We start from the raw sequence: 11498 nt of genomic DNA, 5'->3' as shown, positions 1-11498 counted from the left end.
GTCGGGTGCTGCCCTCAGTGGTGCTCGGCCTTCGGTACGAGGAATGTCCTGGCGGGGGGCCTGCGGGCTCTGCTCTCGGCGAACTGCCGAACGCCCGGTCTCGGATCTGCCGGACTCCCTCCCCTCGGGCTCGGATCGCGCGGCGGGTGTTTCGGGGCGGCGACGCTGCGTGGTCTGCTGGCCGCGGGAGTGGCCCTGCGTTCTGCGCGCCACGGGCGGAAGTACGTGGAGCATTCCGGACAGTCGTGCCACGGCGTCGATCGCGGCATCCCATTCGCGGCCGGAGCTGCCGAGAGGCAGCGAGCCCAGGGTCCAATCGTTCTCGCTCCACAGCAGCGACAGGCTCGCGGGGACGGACTCGGTGAACGCAGCCATACGTTGGTCGCAGACCCGACGGGCAACCTCGACGTTCGTCGCAAACACCACGCGCGGCCCGATGGCTCCGAGCAGTTCCATGTCCGGTTCCCGTGGCGGCGGCGTCCCCTTGAGGCGCAGATCGATGTCGACGTCGGAACCGACGGGCCGCTGTACCGCGACGATGGTGGCCGCTTCCTCGACATCGAACAGCACGAACCGCTCGCCGCGGCGAACTCCGCGGACGATGTCCAATCCCGTCGTGTGTTCCGGTTTCGCGAGCACTGCGCGGCTGAACTGCAGAACGAGCTCGTCGTCGGCGGCGGTGTAGGTGTAGCCCTGCGCCTTCGCCCACATCTGTCGAACGCGGCCGTGCTGATCACGCCGCGACCGATCGATATAGAGGAGCGCAACCGCTCCGAGAAGAGCGATCGCTGCAAGTCCGAACCACATAGCCGTCATCGGGGGCCAGCTTATAGCTTCCGGAGTGGAGCTTGCGGAACGACCCGAGGGCACAGGAGTGGAGCTTGCGGAACGACCTAGCCGCCGAGATCCGGTGTTTCGACGATGACGTCGGCGGTGATGGTGCCGTCTTGCATCGGACTGCCGTTGACGACGACGAGTGAGCCGACTCTCAGGGATGCCACATCGAATCCGGACAGCGACAGGATTTGAGTCTGGGGTGTGACCACGATGGTGACGGGTGCGCCGTCGATTCCTTCGAGGGAGAGGGTGGTTCCGTCGATCGCGGTGATGGTTCCGATGGCCGCACCTGCCCCGCCGAGGATTTCGGGGATTCCGCCGGGGACGAGTCCTCCGGGAGTTGTCGGGGGGACGAGCGGCGATTGGCTGGGCGGAAGGGTCGGCAGTGGTGCCAGGCTGGTGCTCGGCGGACGGATCGCTGTCGTACTCGGCTCGGGCTTCTGATTGGTCACGAACAGCACTCCGGCGAGCACCACTACAGCGAGCGCGGCCATGGCCACGGCCGCGAAGATCCACTTCTTGGACGATCCACCTGGTGTGGGATCGCCCTCGGCACCGGGTGCGCCGGGCGGACCTGCCTGATCGTAGGGCTGAGCGGCCGTATACGGCTGGCCGGCCGCGTACTGATTGTTGGCCGCCTGGTGCTGGTTCGGATCGTAGGGCGGCAGAGCCTGCGTGGGGTTCGGCTGCTGGCCGTACTGGCCGTACTGCCCCTGTCCGTACTGCCCTTGTCCGTACTGCCCTTGTCCATACTGCCCTTGTCCGTACTGCCCTTGTCCATGGGGCTGCTGTCCGTACTGCTGCTGGGGGTAGCCGTATTGCTGAGTCGGCTGGTCGGGGTACGGCTGCGAGTCCGGATATTGCTGGTACCCCTGCGACCCTGGGTATTGCTGGGTCGGGAACTGCTGAGTCGCATTCTGCTGATTCGGGTACTGCTGCTGGTCCGGGTACTGCTGCTGGTCCGGGTACTGCTGCTGGTCCGGGTAACGATGCTGGTCCGGGTACTGCTGCCAGGCTTCGGTGGGCTGATCGCCGTCCGGCCGGTCGGTCGGCGGGTTGGGTGTGCCGTCCTCCCACGGCCGATCCCCGGTCCTTTCGCGCGGATCCTCCGGATTGCTCATGGTGTCGAGGGTACGTCCACAACGAGGCCCACCGGCGGACTGCCGGTGGGCCTCGCGACGCTGGGCCTCGTTGCCCGAGACCTAGCCCAGGATCAGGCTGTCGCCGCCCGGTGACACATTGACCGGGACGACATCGCCGTCGCGGATGTCACCTGCGAGCAACAGCTTCGCGAGTTGGTCACCGATGGCCTGCTGGATCAGCCTGCGCAGCGGACGAGCGCCGTACATGGGGTCGTATCCGCGTACTGCGAGCCACAATTTCGCGGGCGAGGACACGTCGAGGGTCAACCTGCGGGCCGCGAGCCGCGAGGCCAGCAGGTTCAACTGAATGTCGACGATCGACTCCAGCTGGTTCTCGTCGAGCGAATCGAACACCACGACGTCGTCGAGCCGGTTGACGAACTCCGGCTTGAACGCGCGCCGGACTGCGTCCATCACCTGGTCCTTTGCGCCTCCGGCTCCCAGGTTGGAGGTCAGGATCAGGATGGTGTTCCGGAAGTCGACGGTGCGGCCCTGACCGTCGGTCAGCCTGCCCTCGTCGAGGACGGCGAGCAGGATGTCGAACACGTCGGGGTGGGCTTTCTCGACTTCGTCGAACAGCACCACGGTGTACGGGCGTCGCCGGACGGCTTCGGTGAGCTGGCCACCCGCTTCGTATCCGACGTAGCCCGGAGGAGCACCGACGAGTCTCGCGACGGCGTGTTTCTCGCTGTACTCGCTCATGTCGATCCGAACCATCGCGCGCTCGTCGTCGAAGAGGAAGTCCGCGAGCGACTTCGCGAGCTCGGTCTTGCCGACGCCGGTCGGACCCAGGAACAGGAACGATCCGGTGGGACGGTTTGGGTCTGCCACTCCGGCGCGTGCTCGACGGACGGCGTCGGACACCGCCTGCACAGCTTCGCGCTGGCCGACGACACGCTTGCCGATCTCGTCCTCCATGCGCAGGAGTTTCTCGGTCTCTCCTTCGAGCATGCGACCCGCCGGGATTCCGGTCCAGGCAGCAACGACATCTGCGACGTCGTCCGGTCCGACCTCTTCCTTGAGCATGACGTCGTCCTGGGCGGGGCTATCGTCGGTCTTCTGCGCGAGCTCTTTTTCCAGGGCAGGGATGCGGCCGTAGCGCAGCTCGGCTGCCTTACCCAGATCGCCGTCTCGTTCGGCGCGCTCGGATTCACCGCGCAGTGTCTCGAGTTGCTCTTTCAGCACTCGCACCGAGTCGATGGCGTTCTTCTCGTTCTGCCACCGGGTGCTGAGCTGATTGAGCTTTTCGCGGCCGTCGGCGAGCTCGGCACGCAGCTTTTCGAGGCGTGCCTTGGACGCATCGTCGGTCTCCTTCTCGAGCGCCATCTCCTCGATTTCGAGACGCCGAACCGAACGCTCCACCTCGTCGATCTCGACGGGACGCGAGTCGATCTCCATTCGCAGGCGCGACGCCGCCTCGTCAACCAGGTCGATTGCCTTGTCCGGGAGAAACCTCGACGTGATGTAGCGGTCGGACAGCGTGGCCGCCGACACCAGTGCGGAGTCGGTGATGCGGACGCCGTGGTGCACCTCGTAGCGCTCCTTGAGGCCGCGGAGAATGCCGACGGTGTCCTCGACCGACGGCTCGCCGACGTAGACCTGCTGGAATCGACGCTCTAGTGCCGCGTCCTTCTCGATGTACTTGCGGTATTCCTCGAGGGTGGTGGCGCCGACGAGTCGGAGTTCACCGCGGGCAAGCATCGGTTTGATCATGTTGCCGGCGTCCATCGCCGACTCGCCGGTGGCGCCTGCACCGACAATGGTGTGCAGCTCGTCGATGAAGGTGATCACCTGTCCGGCCGAGTTCTTGATGTCGTCGAGGACGGCCTTGAGTCGCTCCTCGAATTCGCCGCGGTACTTGGCGCCGGCCACCATCGAGCCGAGGTCGAGGGACACCACGGTCTTACCCCGCAGGCTTTCCGGAACGTCGCCGGCGATGATGCGCTGCGCCAGACCTTCGACGATGGCCGTCTTGCCTACGCCGGGCTCACCGATGAGAACGGGGTTGTTCTTGGTCCGCCTCGAAAGAACCTGTACGACGCGCCTGATTTCCGTGTCACGCCCGATGACGGGGTCGAGTTCACCTTCGCGAGCGCGAGCCGTCAGGTCGGTGCTGTACTTCTCGAGCGCCTGGTAGGTGCTCTCGGGGTCTGCACTGGTGACGCGCGCGCTGCCGCGGACCGTCTGGAATGCGTCGCGCAATTCGTTGGGGCCTGCCCCGTGGCCGGTGAGCATCTTGGCGATATCACTGTCGCCGGTGGCGAGGCCGACCATCAGGTGCTCGGTGGAGACGAACTCGTCGTCGAGCTCCGTTGCGAGACCCTGGGCCGTGGTGATCGCAGCGAGGGCTTCGCGGCCGAGTTGCGGCGTGGTGGTGGAACCCGTGGCGGAGGGCAACCGATCGACCAGCTTCTGCGCTTCACCGCGCACCGTCGCGGGATCGACGCCGACTGCCTTCAACAGGGGTGAGGCGATGCCGTCGGTCTGATCGAGCAACGCCACCAACAGATGCGCCGGACGGATGTCCGGGTTTCCGGCCGCGGATGCGGCCTGCAGGGCTGCACTGAGTGCGGCCTGCGTCTTCGTGGTGGGGGTGAAACTGTCCACCGGTCACCTTCTCTCTCTCGTCGTTCATCTCGAACGGGAACAGTTCGAGTGTCGCTCGGTACAACGATACGGAAGTTGAGTCTGTTCCGCTCAACTTGAATTGGTCCGGAAACTTCGGTAGCCAGTGGTGATCGATCGGGTTACCCTCGATCGGTCCATTAAGGAACCGTCAGACCGCGACGGAGGTCGATCATTGCTAGATGAGCGAACGATCTCCCTGGTTCGTGCCGGTTTCAAGTCCGTATTGGCCGTGGAGAACGGCCCCGAGCTTCTCGCGCGTTCCTTCTACGCGCAGCTCTTCGTCGCGCATCCCGAGTACCGGACTTTCTTCCCCGCGTCGATGAACCAGCAGCGCGACCACTTCGTTCGCGCCCTGGCTCACGTGTTCGACAACCTCGACAGAACCGACCGGGTCGAGCCGTTCCTCGCTCAGTTGGGCCGCGACCACCGCAAGCACGGGATCGACGGTTCACACCTCCGCGCCGGTGCCGAAGCATTGGTTGCGGCTTTTCGCACATTCGTCGGCAACGAGGTATGGACCGACGAGGTAGAGGATGCATGGCACGAGAGCTTGGCATCGGTCACCGACAACATGGCCGTCGGAGCAGACTCCGAGGAGCTTCCTCCGTATTGGGGTGCCACCATCGTCGAACACCAACGAGTGCTGGACGACCTGGCCGTCATCCGGTTGCAACTGGACGAGGGGATCCATTATTTCCCGGGCCAATACGTCAGCGTGCAGATTCCGCAGCGGCCGAAACTCTGGCGCTACCTCTCCCCTGCCATTCCGTGTAACCCGCAGGGCGAGATCGAGTTTCATGTTCGACGCGTGTCGGGCGGGTGGGTCAGTCCCGCCATGGTGACGGAGTCGGTGGTCGGCGACCGGTGGGCGGTCAGTCCTCCGCTCGGCGGTCTGCAGGTGGACCGGACGAGTCCCGAGGACGTACTGATGATCGCCGGTGGCACCGGCCTGGCCCCACTGCGCGCGCAGATCATGGACATGACTCGGCGCAGCACCAACCCGCGCGTGCATCTCTTCGTGAGCGGCACGTACCCGCGCGACCTGTACGACGCGCACACGCTGTGGCAGCTTTCGCTGTCCAACCCGTGGTTGACGGTCGTTCCGGTCACCGAGGAGGACGAGGACCCGTGGTGGCATTCCGGTCCGACGCAGGAATTGCCCTTCGGAATGCACCACAGATTGCACGGGCCCATCGGCAAGGTTGTCGCACAGTTCGGTTCGTGGGCCGACCGTCAGATCCAGATCTGCGGTTCACCGTCGATGGTGCGCACCACGCTGTATGCGCTGCGCAAGGTCGGCACACCGATGGATCGGATCCAGCACGATCCGCTCTAGATGTTCCTTCGCCCCTGCCAGTACGGATCGCGCAGTCTGCGCTTGTACAGCTTGCCGTTCGGGTCTCGCGGTAGCTCGTCGGTGTAGTCCACCGATTTCGGCAGCTTGAACTTCGCCAGGCGCTCGCGGGCGAACGCCATGATCTCCTCGGTCAACGCCTCGCCGGGTTCGACACCAGGTTCCGGTTGCACCACCGCCTTGATCTCTTCACCCCAATCGGCATGCGGCACACCGAAGACCGCGACGTCGGCAACCTTGGGGTGCGTGATGATCTCTCCCTCGATCTCGGCCGGATAGATGTTGACGCCTCCGGAGATGATCATGTCCGATTTGCGGTCGCACAGGAACAGGTAGCCGTCCTCGTCGAGGTAGCCGATGTCGCCGAGCGTGAACAGGTCTCCGACGCGGGACTCCTCGGTTTTCTTCCTGTCGTGGTGGTATTCGAAGCTGGACCCACCCATCCGCATGTACACCTGGCCGGGCTCCCCGGCCGGCAGCTCGGTGCCGTCGTCGGCGAGAACCTTGACCACAGAGTTCGGCCAGGCGGTGCCGACCGAACCGGGTTTACGCAGCCATTCCGCTCCGGAAATGACGGTTCCGCCCCCTTCGGTCGCCGCGTAGTACTCGGTGACGACCGGGCCCCACCAGTCGAGCATTCGGCGTTTGACTTCGAGCGGGCACGGCGCGGCGCCGTGAATCATCACCCGCAGCGACGACACGTCGTATTTGTTTCGGATGTCTTCGTCGAGCGCGAGCAGTCGATGAAACTGCGTCGGCACCATGTGACTGTGCGTGACGCGGTGGCGATCGATCAGCGCGAGCATCTCCTCCGGATCCCACCGATCCATCAGGACCACCCTGTGGCCCAATTGAATCGAGATGGCGACGAAGTTCAGTACCGCCGTGTGATAGAGCGGCGACCCACAGATGTGGACGTGGTCGTCGAACGGCCGGATATCGAAGATCGCGAAGAAACCACTCGAGGCGAGGGGCACCTGATCGGGATCTGCACCCGTCAGCGGGCGGCGTACACCCTTGGGCTTGCCCGTGGTTCCCGACGTGTACAGCATCGGGCCACCTGCAGTGCGGGTTTCGGGGCGCTCGTCCGAGTTACCGAGGTCGTGCAGGGGTGTGAATCCGTCGATGTGCCCGACACAGAAGGCGTGCTCGACGCCGGAATCGACGGCGGCAACGCGGGCGGCGTCGGCGAATCGGCTCGATGCCACAAGGGCTTTCGCCTCACTGTCCCTAAGGATGTAGGCGACTTCGGGTCCAGTCAGATGCCAGTTGACCGCGACGATGTACAGCCCCGTCTGGAACGCCGCGAAGTAGAACGCGACGAGATCGGCGCTGTTGTGCAGCATCATCACGACGCTGTCACCCGGCCGCAGACCGAGATCCTGCAGACCGCGGCCGTACCTGTTGGCGTCGGAGACCAACTGCCCATAGGTTCGGGCTTGCCCGTCCGGGTCGACGAGTGCGATTCGATCGGGCTCCTCGGAGGCTATGTTCCAGAGCCCACCGGTGCGCGTTTCAGTCTGCTGTTGGACCGTCATGCCGTTCAATCTAGAACGTGTTCTACTCAATGAGCAAGGACTTCAGCTCACGCACCTGATCGACATCGCGAGCAGTCACCAGCAGCATCGTGACGCCCGCATCCGCCCACCGTGCCACCTCGCTGCGAACGCGGGCGGCGTCGCCGACGATCATCGTCTCCGCGACCATCTCGTCGGGCACCACGGCGGCAGCCTCTTCCTTCCGGCCCGCCTGGAACAACCGCCCGATCTCGGCCACCTCGGCGTCGTAACCCATGCGCCGATAGACCTGCGCGTGGAAGTTGAGCTCCGGGGCACCCATCCCGCCCACATACAAGGCAATAGTGGGCTTGAGCTGCGCCAGCGTAGCTGCCCGGTCGTCGGTCAGCACGACCTGACACGTGGCCGCAACCTCGAAATCCTCCCGGGTGCGGCGCGCGCCCGGCCGAGCGAACCCCTCGTCGAGCCACTCGTCGTACATCGGGGCCAGCCGCGGCGAGTAGTAGATCGCGAGCCACCCGTCGGCGATCTCGGCAGTAAGTGCGATGTTCTTCGGGCCTTCGGCACCCAGCCAGATCGGCAGGTCGGCGCGCAATGGATGGGTGATCGGTTTGAGTGCCTTGCCCAGCCCGGTGCCGCCTGCAGGCAACCGATAGTGCGGCCCGTCGCTGGTGACAGGCGCTTCCCGGGCGAGCACCTGCCGGACGATATCGACGTATTCGCGGGTGCGGGCGAGCGGTTTCGCGAACGGTTGCCCGTACCAACCCTCGACCACCTGGGGTCCGGAAACCCCGAGGCCGAGAATGGCGCGGCCACCGCTGAGATGGTCCAACGTGAGTGCGTGCATCGCGCAGTTCGTCGGCGTTCGGGCCGACAACTGTGCAACGGACGTGCCCAACCTGACGTTCGACGTCCGTGCACCCCACCACGCGAGAGGGGTGAACGCGTCCGACCCCCAGGACTCGGCCGAGAAGATGGCGTCGAACCCTGCGGCCTCCGCTGCATCGACCAGTTCTCCGGTGCCGACGGGCGGCTGCGCACCCCAGTAGCCGAGCTGTAATCCGAGCTTCATCACGAGCCTTCCGTCGGGCGGTCTTGCCACCATAATAAGAACCTGTTCTACTCAGGGTGTGACTATGGTGAACACACCACTCAGCGCACCTCTGAACAACGCCTTCGACTACACCCGCTCCGTCGGGCCGACGATCGGCGCTTTTCTGACGGGTCTGCGACGCAAACAGATCATCGGCGGACGAGGCAGCGACGGACGCGTGTACGTACCACCTCCCGAATATGATTCGCTCACAAAGGAACCCGTCACCGACTTCGTCGACGTCGGTTCGTCCGGCACGGTGGTCTCGTGGTCCTGGGTCGCGGCGCCGTACGAGGGTCAACCTCTCGATCACCCCTTCGCCTTCGCGTTGATCCGACTCGACGGAGCGGACACCGCGCTGCTGCATGCGGTCGACGCCGGTGACGCCGACGCCATGTCGACCGGAATGCGGGTGTCGGCTCGATGGGCCGAGAAGCGCGTCGGCGACATTCACGACATCGAGTGTTTCGTTCCCGGCGACACGGAGGCCGAACCCGAGAGCGCTGCCGGCGAACCCGTCACGATGATCACCACCCCGGTCAGGCTCGAGTACACGCACTCCGCGTCGGCCGAGGAGAGTTACTACCTGCGTGGTCTCGCCGAAGGCAAGATCATCGGCGGCCGAACCGATGCGAAGGGCAAGGTCTACGTTCCTCCGCGGGGCGCGGACCCCACCGATGGTCGACCGACCACCGAGCAGATCGAACTCCCCGACCGCGGCGTGGTGACGACGTACTGCATCGTCAACGTTCCTTTTCTGGGGCAACGGATCACGCCGCCGTACATCGCCGCGTACGTGTTGCTCGACGGCGCCGACATCGCGTTTCTGCACCTCATTCTCGAATGCACGCCGGACGAGATCCGGATGGGCATGCGCGTCGAAGCGAAGTGGAAACCTCGCGAGGAGTGGGGTTACACCCTCGAGAACATCGAGTACTTCCGGCCGACGGGCGAACCCGACGCCGAGTACGACACCTACAAGCACCACCTCTGAGGGGCGGGACATGACCGACATTGCAGTGGTGGGCTTCGCGCAGGCACCCAACGTGGCCGAGACACCGGGCACGACGAACGGCGTGGAAATGCTGGTGCCCTGTTTTCAGCAGTTGTACTCCGAGCTCGGAATCGAAAAGTCCGACATCGACTTCTGGTGCTCGGGGTCCTCCGACTACCTCGCCGGGCGGGCCTTCTCCTTCATCTCGGCCATCGACTCCATCGGCGCCGTGCCGCCGATTCACGAGTCGCACGTCGAAATGGATGCTGCGTGGGCACTGTACGAGGCGTGGATAAAGCTGATGACGGGTGAGGCGGAGACAGCTTTGGTCTACGGCTTCGGCAAGTCCTCGGCCGGAACGTTGGCAAAAGTACTGGCGATGCAGCTGGACCCGTACCTGGTGGCGCCGCTGTGGCCGGACTCGTTGTCACTGGCAGGCATTCAGGCACGGGCCGGCATCGACGCAGGCAAGTGGGACGAGCGAGCGATGGCCGAGGTCGCCGCTCGCAACCGCGCGAACGCGCACCCGCTCGCTCAGCTGACAGCCGCCGTCGACGTCGAGGAACTACTGAGCTCCGACTACATCGCCGACCCGCTTCGGGCGCACGACCTCGCTCCCGTCACCGACGGTGCATCGGCAATCGTCCTCGCCGTGGGCGACCGCGCACGGTCGCTGCGCGAGAACCCGGCATGGATTTCCGGTATCGAACATCTCGTCGACTCCCCCAACTTCGGCGCACGTGACCTCACGACGGCACCGTCGGCCTACAACGCCGCATTGAAGGCGTCGGGCGGCGACCTCGCGAGTATCACGGCCGCCGAACTGCATGCACCGTTCACCCATCAGGAAATCATTCTCTCCGAATGGCTTTCCGGCGACACGACGGTCAACCCGTCCGGCGGCACCCTCGTCGGCAATCCGATGTTCTCGGCCGGGCTCGAACGAATCGGGCACGCAGCCTCCCGAATCTTCGACGGCAAGGACGCGCGCGTGCTCGCACACGCTACGAGCGGTCCACTGCTGCAACAGAATCTCGTCGCGGTCATGGAGGGCAGATAGGTGGGCAAGCACCCAGCCGCGGTGCTCGGCACCGGGCAGACGCACTACGTCGCCAAGCGTCACGACGTCTCGATGTCCGGGATGCTGCGTGAGGCGATCGACCGCGCGATGGTCGACGCCGAGGTGACCTGGGACGACATCGACGCAGTCGTCGTCGGCAAGGCCCCCGACCTGTTCGAGGGCGTCATGATGCCGGAGCTGTTCATGGCCGACGCCCTGGGCGCCACCGGTAAGCCGCTGCTACGCGTGCACACCGCGGGGTCCGTCGGCGGCTCGACCGCCGTGGTGGCGTCGACGCTGGTGCAGTCGGGGGTGCACCGACGCGTGCTCGCGGTCGCCTGGGAGAAGCAGTCGGAGAGCAATGCCATGTGGGCGTTGTCCATCCCGGTGCCGTTCAACATGCCGGTCGGCGCAGGCGCCGGTGGCTACTTCGCACCGCACGTGCGGTCGTACATTCGACGCTCCAACGCTCCCGAACACATCGGCGCCATGGTCGCCGTCAAGGATCGATTGAACGGTTCGAAGAACCCCTACGCCCATCTGAGACAACCCGACATCACCTTCGAGTCGGTGCAGGCGTCGCAGATGCTGTGGGATCCAATCCGATACGACGAGACATGCCCGTCCTCCGACGGTGCCTGCGCCATCGTCATCGGCGACGAGGACACCGCACGTGCCCGCGAGGCCGACGGCAAAACCGTCGCATGGATTCACGGCACCGCGATGCGAACCGAGCCGACGACGTTCTCGGGGCGCGACCAGGTAAATCCCCAGGCCGGCCGTGATGCCGCCGCCGCGCTGTGGAAGGCGTCGGGCATCAGCGATCCACTCGAGCAGATAGACGTCGCCGAGATCTACGTTCCGTTCTCGTGG

Annotated in this window: 9 protein-coding genes; 4 read left to right on the top strand and 5 right to left on the bottom strand. The window is 65.1% G+C overall.

The window, feature by feature from the left end; genetic code table 11:
* The 3 genes from WBQ44_RS21070 to clpB form a co-directional block, all read right to left on the bottom strand.
* Window positions 1–807: TtfA family protein (locus tag WBQ44_RS21070; RefSeq protein WP_495568616.1), on the bottom strand; the 807-nt coding region annotated here is incomplete at its 3' end.
* An 86-nt stretch (window positions 808–893) separates the two neighbouring features.
* Window positions 894–1958, bottom strand: coding sequence for a DUF5666 domain-containing protein (locus WBQ44_RS21065; RefSeq protein ID WP_495568615.1), 1065 nt, complete (start codon window positions 1956–1958; stop codon window positions 894–896).
* Window positions 1959–2039: 81 nt separating this feature from the next.
* Window positions 2040–4586: an ATP-dependent chaperone ClpB gene (clpB, locus tag WBQ44_RS21060; protein WP_495568614.1), complete on the bottom strand. Its 2547-nt coding sequence runs from the start codon at window positions 4584–4586 to the stop codon at window positions 2040–2042.
* 193 nt (window positions 4587–4779) lie between these two features.
* On the opposite strand from clpB, the gene WBQ44_RS21055 reads away from it, so the two are divergent.
* A complete protein-coding gene (locus tag WBQ44_RS21055; RefSeq protein ID WP_495568613.1) occupies window positions 4780–5943 on the top strand; it encodes a globin domain-containing protein in 1164 nt (387 codons plus the stop codon).
* Here the strand turns inward: WBQ44_RS21055 and WBQ44_RS21050 are convergent.
* Window positions 5940–7499, bottom strand: coding sequence for an acyl-CoA synthetase (locus WBQ44_RS21050; RefSeq protein ID WP_495568612.1), 1560 nt, complete (start codon window positions 7497–7499; stop codon window positions 5940–5942). The two genes, WBQ44_RS21055 and WBQ44_RS21050, sit on opposite strands and share 4 nt — an antisense overlap.
* Window positions 7500–7521: 22 nt before the next feature.
* The gene (locus WBQ44_RS21045; protein ID WP_495568611.1) at window positions 7522–8550 is read right to left on the bottom strand and encodes an LLM class F420-dependent oxidoreductase; all 1029 of its coding nucleotides are present in this window, start codon (window positions 8548–8550) and stop codon (window positions 7522–7524) included.
* A 64-nt stretch (window positions 8551–8614) separates the two neighbouring features.
* Between WBQ44_RS21045 and WBQ44_RS21040 the strand changes: the two genes are divergently transcribed.
* From WBQ44_RS21040 to WBQ44_RS21030, 3 genes are all read left to right on the top strand, one after another.
* Window positions 8615–9565, top strand: coding sequence for a Zn-ribbon domain-containing OB-fold protein (locus tag WBQ44_RS21040; protein WP_495568610.1), 951 nt, complete (start codon window positions 8615–8617; stop codon window positions 9563–9565).
* Window positions 9566–9575: 10 nt separating this feature from the next.
* A complete protein-coding gene (locus WBQ44_RS21035) occupies window positions 9576–10625 on the top strand; it encodes a thiolase family protein (RefSeq protein ID WP_495568609.1) in 1050 nt (349 codons plus the stop codon).
* On the top strand, window positions 10626–11498 hold an 873-nt coding region (locus WBQ44_RS21030; RefSeq protein WP_495568608.1), incomplete at its 3' end, for a thiolase family protein. It abuts the gene before it with no gap.

This window comes from Rhodococcus sp. (in: high G+C Gram-positive bacteria) (assembly GCF_049591685.1).
GTDB lineage: Bacteria > Actinomycetota > Actinomycetes > Mycobacteriales > Mycobacteriaceae > Rhodococcoides.
Note: the sequence above shows the minus strand (reverse complement) of the source record. Positions and strands in the feature narration are given on the sequence as shown.